The 19,822-nt window shown below is 72.9% G+C and carries 17 protein-coding genes; 8 read left to right on the top strand and 9 right to left on the bottom strand.

Annotation, left to right across the window (positions count from 1 at the left end; all coding sequences use genetic code 11):
• Nucleotides 1–69: 69 nt before the first annotated feature.
• The gene (locus ACFQ9Z_RS02725; RefSeq protein WP_383009894.1) at nt 70–1,173 is read left to right on the top strand and encodes a DUF6397 family protein; all 1,104 of its coding nucleotides are present in this window, start codon (nt 70–72) and stop codon (nt 1,171–1,173) included.
• Here ACFQ9Z_RS02725 and ACFQ9Z_RS02720 read toward each other — a convergent pair.
• Nucleotides 1,110–2,015: an acyl-CoA thioesterase gene (locus tag ACFQ9Z_RS02720; RefSeq protein ID WP_383009892.1), complete on the bottom strand. Its 906-nt coding sequence runs from the start codon at nt 2,013–2,015 to the stop codon at nt 1,110–1,112. The genes ACFQ9Z_RS02725 and ACFQ9Z_RS02720 overlap by 64 nt on opposite strands.
• Nucleotides 1,999–4,512 (bottom strand): DEAD/DEAH box helicase, encoded by a 2,514-nt coding sequence (locus ACFQ9Z_RS02715; RefSeq protein WP_383009890.1) that lies wholly within the window; start codon nt 4,510–4,512, stop codon nt 1,999–2,001. Before ACFQ9Z_RS02715 ends, ACFQ9Z_RS02720 begins: the two co-directional genes overlap by 17 nt.
• A 145-nt stretch (nt 4,513–4,657) precedes the next feature.
• On the opposite strand from ACFQ9Z_RS02715, the gene ACFQ9Z_RS02710 reads away from it, so the two are divergent.
• Nucleotides 4,658–5,452 carry a metal-dependent hydrolase gene (locus tag ACFQ9Z_RS02710; RefSeq protein ID WP_383009888.1) on the top strand — a complete coding sequence of 265 codons (795 nt, stop codon included), beginning with the start codon at nt 4,658–4,660 and terminating at the stop codon, nt 5,450–5,452.
• A 14-nt stretch (nt 5,453–5,466) separates the two neighbouring features.
• On the opposite strand, the gene ACFQ9Z_RS02705 is transcribed toward ACFQ9Z_RS02710, so the two are convergent.
• The 4 genes from ACFQ9Z_RS02705 to ACFQ9Z_RS02690 form a co-directional block, all read right to left on the bottom strand.
• Nucleotides 5,467–5,727, bottom strand: a complete 261-nt coding sequence (locus tag ACFQ9Z_RS02705) for a type B 50S ribosomal protein L31 (protein WP_383009886.1) — start codon at nt 5,725–5,727, stop codon at nt 5,467–5,469.
• Nucleotides 5,728–5,769: 42 nt separating this feature from the next.
• A complete protein-coding gene (locus ACFQ9Z_RS02700) occupies nt 5,770–6,240 on the bottom strand; it encodes a DUF5709 domain-containing protein (RefSeq protein WP_383010308.1) in 471 nt (156 codons plus the stop codon).
• 477 nt (nt 6,241–6,717) lie between these two features.
• Entirely contained in the window at nt 6,718–8,499 is a 1,782-nt protein-coding gene (locus tag ACFQ9Z_RS02695; protein ID WP_383009884.1) for an ABC transporter ATP-binding protein, read from the bottom strand.
• Nucleotides 8,496–10,319, bottom strand: a complete 1,824-nt coding sequence (locus ACFQ9Z_RS02690; protein ID WP_383009882.1) for an ABC transporter ATP-binding protein — start codon at nt 10,317–10,319, stop codon at nt 8,496–8,498. Before ACFQ9Z_RS02690 ends, ACFQ9Z_RS02695 begins: the two co-directional genes overlap by 4 nt.
• A gap of 225 nt (nt 10,320–10,544) precedes the next feature.
• Here ACFQ9Z_RS02690 and ACFQ9Z_RS02685 point away from each other — a divergent pair, with 225 nt between their 5' ends.
• Both ACFQ9Z_RS02685 and ACFQ9Z_RS02680 read left to right on the top strand, forming a co-directional pair.
• On the top strand, nt 10,545–11,270 hold the full coding sequence (locus ACFQ9Z_RS02685; protein ID WP_383009880.1) for a L,D-transpeptidase family protein: 726 nt from the start codon (nt 10,545–10,547) through the stop codon (nt 11,268–11,270).
• Between the two features lie 57 nt (nt 11,271–11,327).
• Nucleotides 11,328–12,950, top strand: a complete 1,623-nt coding sequence (locus ACFQ9Z_RS02680; protein WP_383009878.1) for a peptide-N4-asparagine amidase — start codon at nt 11,328–11,330, stop codon at nt 12,948–12,950.
• 55 nt (nt 12,951–13,005) lie between these two features.
• On the opposite strand, the gene ACFQ9Z_RS02675 is transcribed toward ACFQ9Z_RS02680, so the two are convergent.
• Nucleotides 13,006–13,455, bottom strand: coding sequence for a MarR family winged helix-turn-helix transcriptional regulator (locus ACFQ9Z_RS02675; protein WP_383009876.1), 450 nt, complete (start codon nt 13,453–13,455; stop codon nt 13,006–13,008).
• 112 nt (nt 13,456–13,567) lie between these two features.
• Here ACFQ9Z_RS02675 and ACFQ9Z_RS02670 point away from each other — a divergent pair, with 112 nt between their 5' ends.
• The gene (locus ACFQ9Z_RS02670; protein ID WP_383009874.1) at nt 13,568–15,370 is read left to right on the top strand and encodes an ABC transporter ATP-binding protein; all 1,803 of its coding nucleotides are present in this window, start codon (nt 13,568–13,570) and stop codon (nt 15,368–15,370) included.
• 70 nt (nt 15,371–15,440) lie between these two features.
• Complete coding sequence (gene mltG, locus ACFQ9Z_RS02665) at nt 15,441–16,364, top strand: endolytic transglycosylase MltG (protein ID WP_383009872.1); 924 nt, start codon at nt 15,441–15,443, stop codon at nt 16,362–16,364.
• A gap of 12 nt (nt 16,365–16,376) precedes the next feature.
• Here mltG and ACFQ9Z_RS02660 read toward each other — a convergent pair whose 3' ends face one another.
• Nucleotides 16,377–17,456 (bottom strand): NAD(P)-binding domain-containing protein, encoded by a 1,080-nt coding sequence (locus ACFQ9Z_RS02660; protein ID WP_383010306.1) that lies wholly within the window; start codon nt 17,454–17,456, stop codon nt 16,377–16,379.
• 120 nt (nt 17,457–17,576) lie between these two features.
• Here ACFQ9Z_RS02660 and ACFQ9Z_RS02655 point away from each other — a divergent pair, with 120 nt between their 5' ends.
• The gene (locus tag ACFQ9Z_RS02655) at nt 17,577–17,999 is read left to right on the top strand and encodes a secondary thiamine-phosphate synthase enzyme YjbQ (protein WP_383009870.1); all 423 of its coding nucleotides are present in this window, start codon (nt 17,577–17,579) and stop codon (nt 17,997–17,999) included.
• Between the two features lie 479 nt (nt 18,000–18,478).
• On the opposite strand, the gene ACFQ9Z_RS02650 is transcribed toward ACFQ9Z_RS02655, so the two are convergent.
• Complete coding sequence (locus tag ACFQ9Z_RS02650; RefSeq protein WP_383009868.1) at nt 18,479–18,871, bottom strand: DUF5997 family protein; 393 nt, start codon at nt 18,869–18,871, stop codon at nt 18,479–18,481.
• A gap of 58 nt (nt 18,872–18,929) precedes the next feature.
• Here ACFQ9Z_RS02650 and ACFQ9Z_RS02645 point away from each other — a divergent pair, with 58 nt between their 5' ends.
• Nucleotides 18,930–19,721: a LysR family substrate-binding domain-containing protein gene (locus ACFQ9Z_RS02645; RefSeq protein WP_383009866.1), complete on the top strand. Its 792-nt coding sequence runs from the start codon at nt 18,930–18,932 to the stop codon at nt 19,719–19,721.
• Nucleotides 19,722–19,822: the final 101 nt, after the last annotated feature.

Raw genomic sequence — 19,822 nt, 5'->3', positions numbered from 1 at the left:
ATCCGGCTACGGTGTGTGCACGGGCAACGCACAGTGCGTGAGCCACCTGCTCCACGGGGGAGTACCACCATGCCGGACAGCACTCTTGTCCCCGCCGTCCCCGCCACCTGTTCGCCGAGCCGGGCCGCTCGCGAACTGGGGCTCAGGCGGGGGGAATTCGACCTCGCCGTCCATCTCGGCCGGATCCGGACGGCGCCCGCCGAAGGCGGCGGCGGAGGCCGCGTGGTCGAGCGGGCCGAGATCGTCCGCCTCCTCGCCCGGCACGGCTTTCCCAGCACCCTCCGTGAACGCCTACGGGTGGTGGGCACGGCGGAGGGCGCGGCGCTCATGGGGATTCCCGCGGGCAGGTTCACCCGGCTCGCCCGTCTGGGCCTTTTGGTGCCGGTCCGCTTTTATCTGAACCGCTACCGGGCCGTGGTCTGGCTGTATCTGGCCGAGGAACTCGAGCAGTTCGCGACCGGCGCGGGGAACACGTGCCTGCTCAAGGGGCGCATGCCCGAGACCCTCAGGGGACAACTGGCGGCCGGGGTCGATCTGCGGCCCCGCAACTGGCGGGGACGGCACTTCGGGTTCCTGCTCCGGCAGGCTGCGGACCCCTGGGCCCGGGCGGCGGCCGCGGCGGCGTTCCTGGCCCCCGCCGAGATCGAGGACGTCGTCCGCGACCCCGGTGAACGCGCTCTGCTGGAGCGGCTCCGTCCCGCTCCACCCGCCCACGGAGCACCGGGTTCCTCCTTCGCCCACCTCGCCGAGCACCTCATGACCGCGCAGGACTTCGACGAAGTCGGCTGGCTGCGCAGCGATCTGGCCCAGGCGATGCGGGAGGCTCGGACCGCTTCCGCCGCCCCGCGGACGCCGGCACGGAGCCCGCAGGCCGCAGAGCGTGCTCCGGTGCGGTGCGCCGAGGCCGGCCCACGTCTGCCAGCGAGGCCCAGCGTCACCCCGGGAGACAGGCCTGCCCGCAACCGCCGGGCGGTGGCGCACACCGTGGTCACGGCGCCGCCGGCCCCGAGCCAGGCCCCCGATGCCCGGCCGGAGGTGCCCTCCGCCGCCCGTGGCCTGCGAGCCTGGCTGTTCCGCGCGAGCGACCGGCCGGCGCAGGGCCGACCGGGCTACAGGGCCCGGAACAGACCCTCCTGCACGACGGAGACGAGCAGCCGGCCGCGCACGTCGTAGATGCGGCCGCGGGCCAGCCCGCGCCCGCCTGTCGCGACCGGGGACTCCTGGTCGTACAGGAACCACTCGTCCGCGCGGAACGGCCGGTGGAACCACATGGCGTGATCCAGCGAGGCCATGTCGAAGTTCCGCGGACCCCACAGCGGTTCCACCGGGATGCGGACCGCGTCCAGCAGCGTCATGTCGCTGGCGTAGGTCAATGCGCAGGTGTGCACCAGCGGGTCGTCCCCGAGCGGGCCGACCGCACGCATCCACACGGCGCTGCGCGGCTCGGCCCCCTGGATCTCCTCGGCGTTCCAGCGCAGCCGGTCCACGTACCGGATGTCGAACGGCTGGCGGCGCGCCATCCGCTCCAACTGCTCCGGAAGCGCGCCCAGATGCTTGCGGATCTCCTCGGCCACCGTCGGCAGGGACTCCGGGTCCGGCACCTCGCGGGCGGGCGGCAACTGGTGCTCGAAGGAACCTTCTTCGGGCTTGTGAAAGGAGGCGGTGAGATTGAAGATCGTGCGGCCCTGCTGCACGGCCGTGACCCGTCGGGTGGTGAACGACCGGCCGTCGCGCACCCGCTCCACCTGGTACACGATGGGCACACCCGGCCTGCCCGGGCGGAGGAAGTACGCGTGCAGCGAGTGCACCGGGCGCTCGCCGTCCGTGGTGCGCCCGGCGGCGACCAGCGCCTGGCCCGCCACCTGGCCGCCGAAGACCCGCTGCAGGGACTCCTGCGGGCTCCGGCCGCGGAAGATGTTGACCTCGATCTGCTCCAGGTCGAGCAGGTCGACCAGCCTCTCGGCGGGATTCGTCGTCACCGGTGGAGTTCTCCCGTGCTCAGAGCTGGCCGACATCGCTGACGCGGACGACCGCGCGGCCCTCGGCGTCCGAGGCGGCGAGGTCGATCTCCGCGCTGATGCCCCAGTCGTGGTCGCCGTTCGGGTCGTCGAAGATCTGGCGTACCCGCCAAAGGCCGTTCTGCGGCTCCTCCTTGATGACCAGCAGCTTGGGGCCGCGGGCGTCAGGACCGGTGCCGAGGTCCTCGTACTCGTCCCAGTACTTGTCCATCGCCTCGCCCCACGCCTCCGCGTCCCAGCCGGACTCGGCGTCCATCTCGCCGAGTTCCCCGACCTGGTCGAGGGCGGCGAGCTCGACCCGGCGGAACATGGCGTTGCGGACAAGGACCCGGAAGGCGCGCGCGTTGGCGGTGACCGGCTTGACCTCGTCGGCCTTCTCCTGGGCCTCCTCGGCGGTCATCTCCTCGGGGTTGGCCAGTTGCTCCCACTCGTCCAGGAGGCTGGAGTCCACCTGGCGCACCATCTCGCCGAGCCACTCGATGAGGTCCTGCAGGTCCTCGGACTTCAGGTCGTCCGGGATCGTGTGGTCCAGGGTCTTGTAGGCACTGGCGAGGTAGCGCAGCACGATGCCCTCGGTGCGGGCCAGCTCGTAGAAGGACACCAGTTCCGTGAAGGACATCGCCCGTTCGTACATGTCCCGGATCACCGACTTGGGCGACAGCGGGTGGTCGCCGACCCACGGGTGGCTCTTGCGGTAGGTGTTGTAGGCGTGGAAGAGCAGCTCTTCCAGCGGCTTCGGGTAGGTGACGTCCTGGAGGCGCTCCATGCGCTCCTCGTACTCGACGCCGTCGGCCTTCATGGCGGCGACGGCTTCGCCGCGCGCCTTGTTCTGCTGGGCGACGAGGATCTGCCGGGGGTCGTCCAGCGTGGACTCCACGACGGACACCATGTCCAGGGCGTAGGAGGGCGACTCGGGGTCGAGGAGCTCGAAAGCGGCGAGTGCGAAGGTCGACAGCGGCTGGCTGAGGGCGAAGTCCTGCTGCAGGTCGACCGTGAGCCGCACGATGCGGCCCTCGGCGTCCGGCTTGTCGAGCTTCTCCACGATCCCGCCGTCGAGCAGCGAACGGTAGATCGCGATGGCCCGCCGGATGTGCCTGAGCTGCTGCCGGCGCGGCTCGTGGTTGTCCTCGAGGAGGTGGCGCATCGCCTCGAAGGCGTTGCCTGGCCGGGCGATCACCGACAGCAGCATCGTGTGCGTCACCCGGAACCGCGAGGTCAGCGGCTCGGGTTCGGAGGCGATCAGCTTCTCGAAGGTGTTGTCCGTCCAGCCGACGAACCCCTCCGGCGCCTTCTTGCGCACCACCTTGCGGCGCTTCTTGGGGTCGTCGCCGGCCTTGGCGAGGGCCTTCTCGTTCTCGATGACGTGCTCGGGGGCCTGTGCCACGACGAGCCCGGCGGTGTCGAAACCGGCCCGGCCCGCACGGCCCGCGATCTGGTGGAACTCGCGGGCGCGCAGCGTACGCACCCGGGTGCCGTCGTACTTGGTGAGGGCCGTGAAGAGCACGGTGCGGATGGGCACGTTGACGCCCACTCCGAGCGTGTCCGTACCGCAGATGACCTTCAGCAGGCCGGCCTGCGCGAGCTTCTCCACCAGGCGCCGGTACTTGGGCAGCATGCCGGCGTGATGGACGCCGATGCCGTGCCGGACGTAGCGGGAGAGGTTGCGGCCGAACTTGGTGGTGAAGCGGAAGTTGCCGATCAGCTCGGCGATCTGGTCCTTCTCCTCGCGCGTGCACATGTTGATGCTCATCAGCGCCTGCGCCCGCTCGACGGCCTGCGCCTGGGTGAAGTGCACGATGTACACCGGCGCCTGCTGGCTCGCCAGCAGATCGGTGAGCGTCTCGGTGAGCGGGGTGAGCTGGTACTCGTAGGACAGGGGCACCGGGCGGGTGGCCGAGCGGACCACCGAGGTCGGCCGGCCGGTGCGGCGGGTGAGGTCCTTCTCGAAGAAGGACACGTCGCCCAGGGTGGCCGACATCAGGATGAACTGGGCCTGCGGGAGCTCCAGCAGAGGGATCTGCCACGCCCAGCCGCGGTCGCCCTCCGCGTAGAAGTGGAACTCGTCCATGACGACCTGGCCGACGTCCGCGTGCTTGCCGTCGCGCAGCGCGATGGAGGCCAGCACCTCTGCGGTGCAGCAGATCACCGGCGCGTCGGCGTTCACGGAGGCGTCGCCGGTCAGCATGCCGACGTTCTCGGTGCCGAAGAGCTTGCACAGCTCGAAGAACTTCTCGGACACCAGCGCCTTGATCGGCGCGGTGTAGAAGGTGACCTCGTCCCGGGCCAGCGCGGCGAAGTGGGCGCCGGCGGCGATCATGCTCTTGCCGGAGCCGGTGGGTGTCGAGACGATCACGTTCGCCCCGGAGACCACCTCGATCAGCGCCTCCTCCTGGTGGGGGTAGAGGGTGAGGCCGCGCTCCTGCGCCCACGACTCGAAGGCTTCGTACAGGGCGTCGGGGTCGGCGGTCGGCGGGAGCTGATCGATGAGGGTCACGCCCCCATCTTGCCTGGCCTTGCGCCCCAGGGGGGAATCGGCTGCCGGTACGAAGATCACTGCGGCTACGCTGTGTCGCCGACGACGCGTCACCGCACCAGGTCAACTGGACAGCGGCACACGAGAAACGGGGCGGGCAGCGGCCATGATGGGACCAGCACACTCTCTGTCGGGGGCCGCCGCCTGGCTCGGCGTCGGCGCGGCCGCCGCCGCGGCGGGACGCCCGATGCCCTGGCCCGTCCTCCTCGTCGGCGCCCTGATCTGCGCCGGCGCCGCGCTCGCCCCGGACCTCGATCACAAGGCGGCCACCATCTCCCGCGCCTTCGGGCCGGTCTCCCGCTGGATCTGCGAGATCGTGGACAAGCTCTCCTACGCCGTCTACAAGGCGACCAGGAAGAAGGGCGACGCCCGTCGCTCGGGCGGCCACCGCACGCTCACGCACACCTGGCTGTGGGCGGTCCTGATCGGCGCGGGCAGCTCCGCAGCGGCGATCACCGGGGGCCGCTGGGCGGTGCTCGGGATCCTCTTCGTGCACATGGTGCTGGCGATCGAGGGCCTGCTGTGGCGGGCGGCCCGCGGGTCCAGCAGCGACGTCCTGGTCTGGCTGCTCGCGGCGACCAGCGGGTGGATCCTCGCGGGGATACTCGACGAGCCGGGCAACGGCTCCGACTGGCTGTTCACCGACCCCGGGCAGGAGTACCTGTGGCTGGGCCTGCCGATCGTGCTCGGCGCGCTGGTGCACGACATCGGGGACGCCCTGACGGTGTCCGGCTGCCCCATCCTGTGGCCGATCCCGGTGGGCCGCAAGCGCTGGTATCCGCTCGGGCCGCCGAAGGCGCTGCGTTTCCGGGCCGGGAGCTGGGTCGAGCTGAAGGTGCTGATGCCCGCGTTCATGCTGCTGGGCGGAGCGGGCTGCGCGGCGGCGCTCAACCTGATCTGACGCGCCGCTGCCGCTTAGGCCCCGCCGGGCTCGCCCCCGCCGTACCGGCGCTCGAAGCGGGCGATACGTCCCTCGGTGTCCACCGTGCGGGCCTTGCCCGTGTAGAAGGGGTGGCTCTCGGAGGAGATCTCCACGTCGATCACCGGGTAGGTCTCGCCGTCGTCCCATTCGATGGTCTGCTCGCTGGTCGCGGTGGACCGGGTGAGGAAGGCGTATCCGGCGGCGCGGTCCCGAAAGACCACGGAGTGGTAGTCGGGGTGCTTGTCCTGCTGCATGGCGGCTCCTCACGCGGGGCGGTCGGGCAGGGGGCGTCCGGGTCAGCCGGGGGAGGTGTGCTCGTCGACGACGTGCACCGCGGCCTCCTCGGCGGAGGCTGCGGCTCCGTCGATGCCGACGTCGGTGGCGACCAGGGCGCTCTCATCGTCCTCGTGCGCGCCCTCGTCGGGGGCGACCAGGCGGCCGGAGCGGGAGGCTCCGACCTCGTTGTCGAGGGGTTCCCCGTCGGTGCCGTCGCAGTCACCGATGCCGTCACCGTCGGGCACGCCGGGTTCGGGCACTTCCTCGGCGAGCCGCTGGTCCAGGGTCTCCCCGGTCCGGGCTTCGCTCGCCGTCACTCCGGTGTGCTCCACCGCCCACGGCCGCTCGGGAGGGGACCAGCCCCGGTCGAGGGGATCGTCGACACCGTCGAAGTCCAGGGTGTCCTCGACGTCGAGCACGCCGGAGTCCTCCGGGATCTCCGAGGGATCGGGCTGGTAGACGTCATCCCCCCATCCGTCGGCGCTGTCCACGGGTACCTCCATGTGGTGAGGACGGCCTTGTGCCCCCAGCAGGGGCAGTGCGCCGTCGGCACGCCCGGCACCGGTTGCGCGACCCGGGACCCGACGGGTTCCCGGCCGACCCCCGAGCCGGTGCCGCTATCCAGCCTTCCACCCGTGTTCGCTCCCGCGCAACGCCACGGGCCGTGGCCTGGGGCGGCACACCCCGGCCGGCGCGGCCGCGACCACGGTCCGGGCGCGCCCTGCCACGCCCGCCCCGACGCGCCCGCGCGCCCGGGCGGCACCCGCCCCGGCTGCCTGGCCCCAACCTGGTCCGGCTGCCCAGACCCCGCCTGGCCCTGCTGCCCGGCCAACGCCTCGCCCTGCTGCCCGGCGACCGCCCGCCCACTCGCGCGGCGTCCCGTGACCGACCGGCCTACCGCCCGATCCCGTCGCCGGACGCCCGCCGGGGCTCCTCACGGCCGGCGGTCAGGCCTCACCGCCGCGCGCTCACCCGTGCCACGACCGCCACAGGGCCGCGTAGGCCCCGTCCGCGGCGACCAGCTCGGCGTGACTGCCCAGCTCGCTGATTCGGCCGTCCTCCACGACCGCGATCACATCGGCGTCGTGGGCGGTGTGCAGCCGGTGGGCGATCGCGACCACCGTGCGGCCGTCGAGCACCCGGGCCAGCGAGCGCTCCAGGTGCCGGGCCGCACGCGGATCGAGCAGCGAGGTGGCCTCGTCCAGGACCAGCGTGTGAGGGTCGGCCAGCACCAGCCGGGCCAGCGCGATCTGCTGGGCCTGCGCCGGGGTCAGGGCCAGCCCCCCGGAACCGACCTCGGTGTCCAAACCGTCCTCCAGCGCCCGGGCCCAGCCGTCCGCGTCGACCGCGCCCAGCGCCGCCCACAGTTCGGCGTCGGCGGCACCGGTGCGGGCCAGCAGCAGGTTGTCCCGCAGGGAACCCACGAAGACGTGGTGCTCCTGGTTGACGAGGGCGACGTGCGAGCGGACCCGTTCCGCCGGCATCCGGGACAGTTCGGCACCGCCCAGGGTGACCCGGCCGTCCCGGGGCGCGTAGATCCCGGCGAGCAGCCTGCCCAGCGTGGACTTGCCCGCGCCGGACGGGCCGACCAGGGCCAGCCGGGTGCCCGGTGCGACCTCGAGGGACACCTGGCGCAGCACGTCGACGCCCTCGCGGTAGCCGAAGCGCACCCGTTCGGCGTGCACGTCCCGGCCGCCGGGTGCCAGCGAGGCGTCGCCGGCGTCCGGCTCGATGTCCCGGACGCCGACCAGCCGGGCCAGCGACACCTGGGCCACCTGCACCTCGTCGTACCAGCGCAGGATCAGGTTCACCGGATCGACGAGCATCTGCGCCACGAGCGCCCCCGTGGTCAGCTGGCCGACCCCGATCCAGCCCCGCAGCACGAAGACCCCGCCCACCATCAGCACCGAGCCGAGCACGATGACATGGACGGCGTTGATGACGGGGAAGAGCACGGACCGCAGCCACAGGGTGTAGCGCTCCCAGGCGGTCCACTCCTTGATCCGCCGCTCGGACAGGGCGATGCGGCGGTCGCCCAGGCGGTGCGCCTCGACCGTGCGCCCCGCGTCCACGGTCTCGGCGAGCGCGGCGGCGACGGCGGCGTATCCGGCCGCCTCCGAGCGGTAGCCGGAGGGCGCCCGTCTGAAGTACCAGCGGCATCCCACGACCAGCACCGGCACCGCGAGCAGCACGGCCGCCGCGAGCGGCGGGGCCGTCACCACCAGGCCGCCGAGCAGCAGCAGCGCCCACACCACGCCGATGGCCAGTTGCGGCACCGCCTCCCGCATGGCGTTGGCGAGGCGGTCGATGTCGGTGGTGATGCGGGACAGCAGGTCACCGGTGCCCGCCCGCTCCAGCACGCCCGGCGGCAGCCCCACCGAGCGGACGAGGAAGTCCTCGCGCAGGTCGGCCAGCATCCGCTCGCCGAGCATCGCGCCCCGCAGCCGCACCTGCCGCACGAACACGGTCTGCACGAGCAGCGCGAGAACGAACAGCCCGGCCGTCAGGCCCAGATGGAGCTCCCGCGCCCCGTCCGACACCCGCTCGACGAGGCCGCCGAGCAGGTACGGGCCCACCATGGAGGCGACCACGGCCACGGTGTTGACTGCGATGAGGAGGAGGAAGGCCCGGCGGTGCCGGCGGAACAGTTCGGCCACGTAGGCGCGCACGGTCGCGGCCGCTCCCACGGGCAGGGTGGCGGCGGTCGTCGGGGCCGCCGGATCGTGGGCCGGCGGCGCAACGCCGATCATGCGCTCTCCTCGATCTCTTCCATCGTGTCGAAGGCGCCCAGGAGGGCGGCGCCCTGCCCCGGCAGGGCCGCGTCCGCCGCGGCCCGTTCGTCGTCGGTCTCCCGTGTCACCACGGCCCGGTACCGCGGCTCCGCTTCGATCAGTTCGCGGTGCGCGCCGACCGCCAGGACCTCGCCGTCGTGGACGAGGGCTACCCGGTCCGCGTGGTCGAGCAGCAGGGGCGAGGAGGTGAACACCACCGTCGTGCGTCCCGAGCGCAGCCGCCGCAGGCCCTGCGCGATCCACGCCTCGGTGTGCGAGTCGACGGCGGAGGTCGGCTCGTCCAGGACCAGTACCTCGGGGTCGGTGATGAGCGACCGGGCCAGGGCGAGCCGCTGCCGCTGGCCGCCCGAGAGGGAGCGGCCCCGCTCGGTGATACGGGAGTCCAGCGGGTCGGCGGCGTCCAGCGACCCCTGCACCAGTGCGTCCAGCACGTCCCCGCACCTGGCGGCGGCCAGCGCGTCCTCGGCCCGCACGGCGCCGGAGGCCGGGACGTCGAGCAGCTCGCGCAGCGTTCCGGACAGCAGCACCGGGTCCTTGTCCTGGACGAGGACGGCGGCGCGGGCGCTGTCGAGAGGGAGTTCGTCGAGCGGCACCCCGCCGAGCAGTACCGGAGCACCCGCCTCGGCGGGGTGGCCGCCCAGGCGTTCCGCCAGCCGTCCGGCCGCGTCCGGGTCGCCGCACACCACCGCGGTGAGCAGGCCCGCGGGCGCGAGCAGGCCGGTGGCGGGGTCGTACAGATCACCGTGCGGCACCTCGGCCCCGCGCGCTCCGCCGGCGTCCGTGGACCGCCGCAGCGACAGCACGCCGGCGGCCCGTTTGGCCGAGGGGCGCGAGAAGGAGTAGGCCATCGCGATCTCCTCGAAGTGCCGCAACGGGTAGTTGAGCACCATCACCGCGCTGTAGACGGTGACCAGTTCACCGACCGTGATCCGGCCCTGGCGGGCCAGCTGGGTACCGTGCCAGACCACCGCGATCAGCAGCAGTCCCGGCAGCAGCACCTGGATGGCGGAGATCAGCGACCACATCCGGGCGCTGCGCACAGCCGCGTGCCGTACCTCCTGGGAGGCGCGGCGGTAGCGGTCGAGGAACAGTTCCTCGCCGCCGATCCCGCGCAGCACCCGCAGACCGGCCACCGTGTCCGAGGCCAGCTCGGTGGCCCGGCCGGCCTTCTCGCGCTGCACGTCGGCGCGGCGGGTGGCCCGGGGCAGCAGCGGCAGCACGGCGAGCCCGACGACCGGCAGGCCCACCGCGACGACCCAGCCGAGGGCGGGCTGGTAGACGGCCAGGCCGACGCAGACCACGACGACGGTGAGCGCGGCGGCGGTGAAGCGGGAGACCGCTTCGACGAACCAGCCGATCTTCTCCACGTCGCCGGTGGACACGGCGACCACCTCGCCGGCCGCGACCCGCTGGGTCAGCGCGGAGCCCAGCCGGGCCGCCTTGCGGGCCAGGAGCTGCTGGACCCGGGCGGCGGCGGTGATCCAGTTGGTGACGGCGGCCCGGTGCAGGAAGGTGTCGCCGACCGCGATCGCCGCCCCGCACAGCGCCATCAGACCGCCCGCCAGGGCGAGCCGGGTGCCGGAGCGTTCGACGACCGCCTGGACGGCGAGACCGACGCAGAAGGGCAGCGCGGAGACGGCGACGAAGTGCAGCAGGCCCCAGGCGAGTGCCTTGAGCTGGCCGCCCAGTTGGTTGCGCCAGAGCCACCACAGGAGGTGAGGACCCGAACGCGTGTCCGGTACGCCCGGATCGGGATATGGAAGGTCTTGGATTCGCATGACGTCCCAGTGGCTCGTGTCAGGGAGGGCGGGATGGCGGCAGCAAGCCGAGAAAGGGTCGCGTCGCGAAGCGGGGAATTTCAACCGGATTTTCCCGGGAGCCGGCGCGATTCGCCGTGTTCCGGCGGGGGCCTGAGGCCGGTGGCGGGCGAAGGCCGTGACCCGGCAGGGTGAATGTGCGTGGGAGCGCCCGGCGGGCCGGTGGCCGATGCCAGCATGGGCCGCGTGCGGAGCGACAGTGCGCGGTGCGCGGCGTTGGTGGTGACGGCGGCCGGGATCCTGCTCGCGGCCCTGGCGTGCGGATCCCCGGGTGGCGGCGCCCCGGAACCGGACGGCCGGGCCGGGCGGTCCGGCGCGGCCGGAGGCGATCCGCACCGCGTTCCCGGGATCGGCCCCGGGCTGTGGCGGCGTGTCCCGGCCGGCTCCGGACAGGTGGTGGCCGTCTACGGCGACGGCGCCGACTCGGCCGGCTCCACGGTCGTTCTCTACGTCCGGCGAGGCGAGGCGTGGCGGCGCGTACGTGGATGGCGGGCGCACAACGGCAGGAAGGGGTGGACCACGCACCACCGCTCCGGTGACCGGCGCAGTCCCGTCGGTGTCTACACCCTCACCGACGCGGGCGGCGTACTCGGCGACCCGGGCACCCGACTGCCGTACACGCGCGACCGGTCCTTCGCCGCCCCCCGCTGGTGGGCCAGGCCGTACTGGCACGACTTCGACTACGTCATCGCCGTCGACTACAACCGCGTGCGGGGCACCCCGCCGAACGACCCGAGGCGGCCCGAGGGGGAGGACAGGGGCGGGTCCATCTGGCTGCACATGGACCACGGCAGCGGCACATCGGGCTGCGTCAGCATCTCCCGGCAGGCCATGGAGTTCCTGCTGCGCGCGTTGGACCCGGACCGGCACCCCGTCGTGGTGATGGGGGACCGGGCGCACCTGGCGGCGTGACCCGGATCGCGTCACGCCTCATTGCGGGCGGGCCCCGGTCCCCGTAGAACCGGGCCCATGAGAAGACGGATAGTCATGTCCATGCTTGCCGGAGCGACCCTCCTGGCGAGCACGCTCCTCGGCACCGGGGCGATGGCCGCCGAGACGGCGACGCAAGCCCTGGACGCACCCGCCGAGTTCGGCACCGACTGGCACGACCCCGTGACCGCGGCCCCGCCCGTCACCCGGCCGCACACCAAGTCCTGCCAGGTCACCCTGGCCGAGACCCAGTTCCGTGACTTCACCCCCTACCGGGGCGCGTACACGCCGCCGCGGGGCTGCGGCGACCGCTGGAGCAAGGTCGTCCTGCGTCTCGACGGCAAGGTGAAGGGCCGTCAGTTCGACCGTCTCGGCTACCTGCACGTCGGCGGGGCCGAGATCCTGCGCACCTCGACGCCGGAGCCGTCGCCCGACGGCATCGAATGGCACGTGGAGAAGGACGTCACCCGGTACAGCGACGTCTTCCGCGGCCCGCGGGACGTGGAGATGCTCATCGGAAACGTCGTGGACGACACCTACACCGGCGTCATCGACGTCAAGGTGACGCTCACCTTCTACCGGGGCCGCCCCGACGCGCCGGCGCCCGACCGTGTCCTCACCCTCGCCGGCACACCCGACGGCGCCACCCTCACCACTCCGCGCAACAGCGAACGCGTTGTCGCCGAGGTGTACGCGACCGGATCCGGCGGCGGCTGCGAGGAGTTCTGGTACCTGACCGTGGCCGACCCCGCCGCGTACTCCTGCAGGGCCGGCCACGGCCCGTACCGCGAGGTGCAGATCAAGGTCGACGGGCGGCTCGCCGGCATCGCCGCGCCGTACCCCCACGTGTGGACGGGCGGCTGGTCCAACCCGTTCCTCTGGTACGTCGTGCCGGCGCCGCGCGCCTTCGACGTCCGGCCCGTCGAGTACGACCTGACGCCGTTCGCCGGGATCCTCAACGACGGCCGGCCACACCGCGTCGAGGTCTCCGTCCTGGGCGTGCCCGCCGGCCAGTCCGGGTGGAGCGCCCCGGTGAACGTGCTGGTCTGGCAGGACGCGCACCGCGCCCACGTCACCGGGGCGCTCACCCGCACCGCGGCGACCGACGTCGCCGACTCCTCGGTCTACACGCCCGGCGCGGAGAACCGCGTCGACACCGAGGCCGGGCACCAGCTCACCGTCTCCGGGTACCTGAACACCTCGCACGGCCGGGTGACCACCACCGTCACCCGCACCCTCGCCAACACCTCCGCGCACCGCTGGACCGACGGCGAGAACACGGACGGACTCGACGCGTCCTGGACCGACGACGAGACCGTCGCGGCCGAGGGAGCCGGTCCCGCCCGGACGACGCACGCCCACCGGACGTACACGATGAACGGCGCCACCACCGTCGGTACGGACGACCGGCTGCGCACCGTGCTCACCCTGGGCGACCGGGCCACGGTCGTGCGCCGCGAGGGCGGCCGGCGCACCGGGTGGTCGCGGCTCGACGACACCTACAGCGGCGACGCCGCCTACACGGTCGGCGTACCGCGCGATCAGCGGCACGCGATCGGCACGTCCAGCGAGCGCTACCGCCTGTACGGCTCGGCGGGGTGCTACGACCGGTCGCTGACCACGGAGCAGGGCACGCTGACCGAGGACCGCAGCCGCTGCTGAGACCCTCGGCCGTCCCCGCTCCCGAGGCCGGCGGGGCGGGGGCGGCCGCGCGCGTTCAGCAGGGTCTGGCGGCGTCCGAGTCGACCAGGGTGTCCAGGAGCACGCCGAGCACCGCGCGCTCCTTCTCCGTCAGCGGGGCGAGTATCTCCTCGGCGGCGGACCGGCGCGCTCCGCGCACTTCGCGCAGGGTCTCCCGGCCCTCGTCCGTCAGCTCGATACGGGTCACCCGCCGGTTCGACGGGTCCGGCACCCGGCGCACCTTGCCGCTCGCCTCGAGCCCGTCGACCAGCGTCGTCACCGCGCGCGGCACCACTTCGAGGCGCTCGGCCAGGTCGGCCATGCGCGGGGGCGAGCCGTAGTGCGCGAGGGTGCGCAGCAGCCGGGACTGGGCCGGCGTGACGCCCAGTTCCCGTCGCTCCAGATGGCGTTTCTGGATGCGGTGCACCCGGCGGGTGAGCCGCAGCAACTGCTCGGCGAGCACGCCGTCGGGATCGGGGGAGGTCATGCGGGAACAATATCAGGATGCCGTTCATTGTGAGTATAGGTAACAATGAGCTACGATCCGTCAGTCGCCGGCGACCGGTCCCGGCCGCCGCCCGCCACCTCCGTAGGAGCCCATGCATCCCGAACGAGAACCCTCATGGACCCCGCCCGCCGACGCCGGGGAGCAGCCCCGGCAGGTGCGCCGCATCCTGAAGCTCTTCCGTCCCTACCGCGGGCGCCTCGCGGTCGTCGGCCTGCTGGTCGGCGCCTCGTCGCTGGTCTCCGTGGCCACACCGTTCCTGCTCAAGGAGATCCTCGACGTCGCGCTCCCCGAGCGCCGCACCGGCCTGCTGAGCCTGCTCGCGCTCGGCATGATCCTGAGCGCGGTCCTCTCCAGCGTCTTCGGCGTCCTGCAGACCCTGATCTCCACCACCGTCGGCCAGCGCGTCATGCACGACCTGCGCACCGCCGTCTACGGCCGCCTGCAGCGCATGTCGCTCGCCTTCTTCACCCGCACCCGCACCGGCGAGGTGCAATCCCGCATCGCCAACGACATCGGCGGCATGCAGGCCACCGTCACCTCCACCGCCACATCCCTGGTCTCCAACGCCACCAGCGTCGTCGCCACGATCGTCGCCATGGTGGCCCTCGACTGGCGGCTCACCGTCGTCTCCCTCCTCCTGCTGCCGGTGTTCGTGTGGATCAGCCGCCGCGTGGGCAACGAGCGCAAGAAGATCACCACGCAGCGCCAGAAGCAGATGGCCGCGATGGCCGCCACGGTCACCGAGTCGCTCTCCGTCAGCGGCATCCTGCTCGGCCGCACCATGGGGCGTTCCGACTCACTCACCGCGTCCTTCGCCGCGGAGTCCGAGCAACTGGTCGACCTCGAGGTCAGGTCCAACATGGCCGGGCGATGGCGGATGGCCGTGATCACGATCGTCATGGCCGCCATGCCGGCCGTCATCTACTGGACCGCGGGACTCGCCCTGCAGTTCGGCGGCCCGCAGGTGTCGCTCGGCACCATCGTCGCCTTCGTCTCGCTCCAGCAGGGCCTGTTCCGCCCGGCGGTGAGCCTGCTGGCCACCGGAGTGCAGGTGCAGACGTCCCTGGCGCTCTTCCAGCGCATCTTCGAGTACCTGGACCTGCCCGTCGACATCACCGAGCGCGAGCGGGCGGTCCACCTCGACGAGGTCAAGGGCGAGGTGCGCTTCGAGGGCGTCGAGTTCCGCTACGACGGCAAGGGCGCCCCGGTCCTCGACGGCCTGGACATCACCGTGCCCGCCGGCGGCAGCCTCGCCGTCGTCGGCCCCACCGGCGCCGGCAAGTCCACCCTCGGCTGCCTGGTGCCCCGGCTCTACGACGTCACCGGCGGCCGCGTCACCCTCGACGGCGTGGACGTGCGCGACCTCGACTTCGACACCCTCACGCGCGCCGTCGGCGTCGTCTCCCAGGAGACCTACCTCTTCCACGCCTCGGTCGCCGACAACCTCCGCTTCGCCAAGCCGGACGCCACCGACGAGGAGCTGTACGCGGCGGCGCGGGCCGCCCAGATCCACGACCACATAGCCGCGCTGCCCGACGGCTACGGGACCGTCGTCGGCGAACGCGGCCACCGGTTCTCCGGCGGCGAGAAGCAGCGTCTGGCGATAGCCCGCACGATCCTGCGCGACCCGCCGGTACTCATCCTGGACGAGGCGACCAGTGCCCTGGACACCCGCACGGAAGCCGCCGTGCAGCAGGCCATCGACGCCCTGTCGGCCGACCGCACCACCCTCACCATCGCGCACCGCCTGTCCACCGTCCGCGGCGCCGACCAGATCGTAGTCCTGGACGCCGGCCGGGTCGCCGAACGGGGCACGCACGAGGAGCTGCTGGAGCTGGACGGACGGTACGCGGCGCTGGTGCGCCGGGACGCCCGGCTGGAACCGGCGGGCTGACGCGGGCGACCGCCCCCGACAAGCTGACGATATGTCGGGTTTCCGGCAATATGCGTATTAACATACCCGTATGCAGATGAACATCCCGCCACGGAACACGATGCGACTGACGCACCGGGGCAAGCTCGTCCTCGTCGCGACCGGTGCCGTCCTGGCCGGCACCGCCGTGGCGGTGCCGCTGCTGAGCCTGACGAGCGGTCCCACCCAGGAGGACAGGCCCCGCACGCTGGTGGTCTCGAAGGGCGCGCGCGCGAGCCAGGTGTACGAGGCCGTCGACAAGGCACTCGAGCTGCCGCCGGGCAGCACCCTCAAGTCACTCGCCAAAGCAGACCTGAAGCTGCCCAAGGAGGCCGAGGGCAACCCGGAGGGCTACCTCTACCCGGCGGTCTACCCCGTGGCGAAGGGCACCACCCCAGAGTCCCTGCTGCGGAGCATGGTCGACACGGCCAACAAGAGGTTGGACGTCACACCGGTCACCGCCGGAGCGCAGCGCAACGCCATGAACGTCTACCAGACGGTCATCGTCGCCAGCATCGTCCAGGCCGAATCGACAGCCGAGGCCGACATGGGGAAGGTGGCGCGGGTCATCCTCAACCGGCTCCAGCAGGGCGTGCCGCTGCAGGTGGGCTCCACGCTCAACTACGCGCTGAACCGCACCGGCGGCAACGCCGGCCAGCACGCCGACTCGCCGAGCCCGTACAACTCCTACCAGCGCGTGGGACTGCCGCCCACCCCGATCGGCAACCCCGGCCCGGAGGCGATCCGTGCCGTGACCAACGCGCCGTCCGGTGACTGGCTGTACTACATCACGGTCAAGCCCGGGGACACCCGCTTCACCGCCGACTACGCCGAACACCTACGCAACGTGGCCGAGTTCAGCGCGCTGCAGCAGAGCGCCGCGCCGCAGCAGAACCCCGCGCCGCAGCAGAACCCCGCGCCGCAGCAGCCCAGCGGCAGCCCACAACAGCCCGCTCTCACCCAGCCGCCGCGCTGAACCGGGGCAACGTCACGCGGCGGCCGGTCTCAGCGGCTCACTGGCCAGCAGCCGCCGGATGTCCCGGACGGCCGCGCGCCCGGCCCGGTTCGCGCCGACCGTGCTGGCCGAGGGACCGTAGCCGACCAGATGGACGCGAGGGTCGGCCGTCGCCCGGGTTCCCTCGACCCTGATACCGCCGCCGGGCTCCCGCAGTCGCAGCGGTGCCAGGTGGTCGAGGGCCGCCCGGAAGCCGGTGGCCCACAGGATGACGTCGGCCTCAACCCGCTGTCCGTCGTCCCACTCCACTCCGTCCGGGACGATCCGGTCGAACATCGGCCGGCGGTCCAGGACCCCCTCGGCGACACCCCGCCGGACGGCGTCGTTGAGGGGCAGACCGGTGACGGAGACGACGCTCCTCGGCACCAGGCCCTGGCGTACCCGCTCGTCCACCAGCGCCACGGCCGCCCGGCCCGCCTCCTGGTCGAACGGGCCCTCACGGAAGACCGGGGGCCGCCGGGTGACCCAGGTGGTGGCGGCCGCGTACGGGGCCAGCTCCAGCAGGTGCTGGGTGCCCGAGGCGCCACCGCCCACCACCACGACGCGGCGGCCGCTGAACTCCTCGGGTCCGGCGTACTGCGCGGTGTGCAACTGCCTTCCCCGGAAGGTCTCCTGACCTGGATAGCGCGGCCAGAACGGCCGGTCCCAGGTACCGGTCGCGTTGATCAGCGCCCGTGCGGCCCAGTCGCCGTCGGAGGTCTCCACGAGCAGGCGTCCGTCGGGTCCCCCGCTTCCGGGGCGCACGGCCGACACGTCCACGGGGCGGCGTACCCGCAGGTCGAAGGCGTGCTCGTAGCGGTCGAAGTAGGCGCCGACCACCTCGGCGGACGGCCGCGCCGGATCGGCGTCCGTCAGCTCCATGCCCGGCAGGGAGTGCATCCCGTGCACCTTGCCGTAGGTCAGCGACGGCCAGCGGAACTGCCAGGCGCCGCCCGGCCCGGGGGAGTGGTCCAGGACCAGGAAGTCACGGTCCGGCTCGAAACCGGTGCGCCGCAGGTGATAGGCGCTGGACAGGCCCGCCTGTCCAGCGCCTATGACGACCACGTCGACCATGCGCGTCTCGCTCACGCCCCTGCCAACAGCGCGGCGCTCGCCGATCTTCCCGCGTCCGCCGCCTCCCTGACCCTCGCCGCCTGGCGTGTGAAACCCGGCACATGGGTCAGGATGGAGGGCATGTCAGATGCCTTCACCACGCGAATGCTGAACGTCGCCACCGGTTCCCGGGAGCGGGTCGTCGATCTCACCGGCGAATGCGAGGAGTTCCTGCGGGAGGCGGCGGCCGGCCGCGACGGCCTGCTCAACATCTTCGTCCCGCACGCCACGGCCGGCGTCGCGATCATCGAGACGGGCGCCGGCAGCGACGACGACCTCCTCGCCACCCTGCACTCCCTGCTGCCCGCCGACGACCGCTGGCAGCACCGGCACGGCAGCCCCGGCCACGGCCGCGACCACGTCCTGCCCGCCCTCGTGCCGCCGTACGCGACCCTCCCGGTCGTCGGCGGCCACCTGGAGCTGGGTACCTGGCAGTCGGTCTGCCTGGTCGACACGAACAAGGACAACCCCGAGCGCAAGGTGCGGCTGAGCTTCCTCGGCTGAGGCGGGCGACGCGGCGCCGTTCGCTCCACCCCCGCCCCCGGCTCCCATCGGCCCCGGACGGGCTGACCCGGCCCGTGCCCCGTCACCCCGCGCCTCGCCCCTCAGGCACCACCCCAGCCCGCGGCGCACAGCGCGCGGTCGACCTCGTCGGTGCAGCGGGCCGCAGCGAGCCACGCCCGGCGAACCGGTCCGGGTCCGCGGGAAGCAGCCGGCCGAAGACGTCGCGTGAGCGCTGCGCCGCGGCCGCGTGCAGTTCGTCCAGGAGTTGGCCCGCCGTCCCCAGCCCGGCACGGCCCAGCAGCCGCACGTCGGCGTCCGTGTCCCCGGGAAGGACAGCACGAGCCCGCCGTCGCGGGCGGCTCGTAGTCGCCGGCGGCCACCCACCCCGTACATGCCTCCCCGCACGCGCAGTGATCAACTGACGCGAACTGCAGGGGAGGCCACTGACAACGCCCGCGGGGCCGGGGGCGTCAGCCGGCTCAGGCGTCCGGCGCGTCCTTCTCCTTCTTGAGGCTCTTGAGCCGAGCCCCCTCCTTGCGGACCTCGGCCTGGGTGGCGCGCTCCTTCTCCAGCCACTCGGGCCGCTCCTGCTTGAGCGCCTCGATCTGCTCGGTGGTCAGCGCCTCGGTGACGCCGGCGCGCGCGAGACCCGAGACGGACACGCCGAGCTTCGCGGCGACCACCGGACGCGGGTGCGGACCGTCCGCTCGCAGCGCGCGCAGCCACTCGGGCGGGTCGGCCTGCAGCTCGTTCAGCTCGGCGCGCGTGACCACACCCTGCTGGAACTCGGCGGGGGTGGCGGGGAGGTACACACCCAGCTTCTTCGCCGCGGTCGCGGGCTTCATCGTCTGGGTGCTCTGCTGCGAACTCATGAGGTCAAGGGTATCGGCCGGGTGCGGGGCGGCCGACCACGGCCGGTAGCCTGGCCTGGTGACAGGCTCGGAGGAATCACCGTCGTTCCGGCTCGCGTACGTCCCCGGAGTGACGCCGGCCAAGTGGGTGCGGATCTGGCGGGAGCGCCTGCCCGGCGTCCCCCTCACCCTGCTCCAGGTCCCCGCCCCGGAGGCGCCCGGGCTGCTGCGGGCGGGAGAGGCGGACGCGGCCTTCGTCCGGCTGCCGGTCGACCGCACGTTCTTCAGCGCGATCCCCCTGTACACCGAGGCCACGGTGGTCGTCGTGCCCAGGGACCACCTGTTCGCGGCGGCCGACGAGGTGACCCTGGCCGACCTTGCCGACGAGGTCGTGTTCCACCCCCTGGACGACGTCTTCGACTGGGCCGCCCCGCCCGGCGAGCCCGCCTTCGAGCGCCCCGCGACGACGCCCGACGCCGTCGAGCTGGTGGCGGCCGGGGTCGGCCTGCTGATCGTCCCGCAGTCCGTGGCCCGGCTGTACCACCGCAGGGACCTCACCTACCGTCCCGTCACTGACGCGCCGCAGTCGAGCGTCGCCCTGTCCTGGCCCGAGGAGGCCACCACCGACCTGGTGGAGGACTTCATCGGCATCGTCCGCGGCCGCACGGTCAACAGCACGCGGGGCCGTCCGACGGAGAAGGCGGAGGCGGAGCAGCGGCGCGGGCGGCCCCAGCAGGGGGGCGGCCGCCAGAAGCCGGCGGCCGGGAAGTCGGCCGGCTCCAAGCCCGAGAGCCGCACCGCGCGGGGCCGGACCGGCTCCGGGGGCGGGGGCAAGCCGGCCAAGCGGGGCAAGCCGCGCCGCAAGTCGTAGCCCGCCATCACCCAGCGGGGGGGGGGGCGACTTCCGCGCGCCTCGCTCCCGTTCCCTGGCCGGTCCGGTTCTCCGTCGCCCCCGGCCGGTCCGTCTTCTCC

This window comes from Streptomyces sp. NPDC056580, assembly GCF_042793175.1.
GTDB lineage: Bacteria > Actinomycetota > Actinomycetes > Streptomycetales > Streptomycetaceae > Streptomyces.
This window is presented reverse-complemented; position numbering and strand designations above follow the sequence as displayed.

What these genes read in the sequence shown, in the direction of transcription:
- ACFQ9Z_RS02725 (WP_383009894.1), top strand. Translation starts at nt 70, where the DNA reads ATGCCGGACAGCACTCTTGTCCCCGCCGTCCCCGCCACCTGTTCGCCG.
- ACFQ9Z_RS02720 (WP_383009892.1), bottom strand. Translation starts at nt 2,015, where the DNA reads ATGTCGGCCAGCTCTGAGCACGGGAGAACTCCACCGGTGACGACGAAT.
- ACFQ9Z_RS02710 (WP_383009888.1), top strand. Translation starts at nt 4,658, where the DNA reads ATGATGGGACCAGCACACTCTCTGTCGGGGGCCGCCGCCTGGCTCGGC.
- ACFQ9Z_RS02705 (WP_383009886.1), bottom strand. Translation starts at nt 5,727, where the DNA reads ATGCAGCAGGACAAGCACCCCGACTACCACTCCGTGGTCTTTCGGGAC.
- ACFQ9Z_RS02695 (WP_383009884.1), bottom strand. Translation starts at nt 8,499, where the DNA reads ATGATCGGCGTTGCGCCGCCGGCCCACGATCCGGCGGCCCCGACGACC.
- ACFQ9Z_RS02690 (WP_383009882.1), bottom strand. Translation starts at nt 10,319, where the DNA reads ATGCGAATCCAAGACCTTCCATATCCCGATCCGGGCGTACCGGACACG.
- ACFQ9Z_RS02680 (WP_383009878.1), top strand. Translation starts at nt 11,328, where the DNA reads ATGAGAAGACGGATAGTCATGTCCATGCTTGCCGGAGCGACCCTCCTG.
- ACFQ9Z_RS02675 (WP_383009876.1), bottom strand. Translation starts at nt 13,455, where the DNA reads ATGACCTCCCCCGATCCCGACGGCGTGCTCGCCGAGCAGTTGCTGCGG.
- ACFQ9Z_RS02670 (WP_383009874.1), top strand. Translation starts at nt 13,568, where the DNA reads ATGCATCCCGAACGAGAACCCTCATGGACCCCGCCCGCCGACGCCGGG.
- mltG (WP_383009872.1), top strand. Translation starts at nt 15,441, where the DNA reads ATGCAGATGAACATCCCGCCACGGAACACGATGCGACTGACGCACCGG.
- ACFQ9Z_RS02660 (WP_383010306.1), bottom strand. Translation starts at nt 17,456, where the DNA reads ATGGTCGACGTGGTCGTCATAGGCGCTGGACAGGCGGGCCTGTCCAGC.
- ACFQ9Z_RS02655 (WP_383009870.1), top strand. Translation starts at nt 17,577, where the DNA reads ATGTCAGATGCCTTCACCACGCGAATGCTGAACGTCGCCACCGGTTCC.
- ACFQ9Z_RS02650 (WP_383009868.1), bottom strand. Translation starts at nt 18,871, where the DNA reads ATGAGTTCGCAGCAGAGCACCCAGACGATGAAGCCCGCGACCGCGGCG.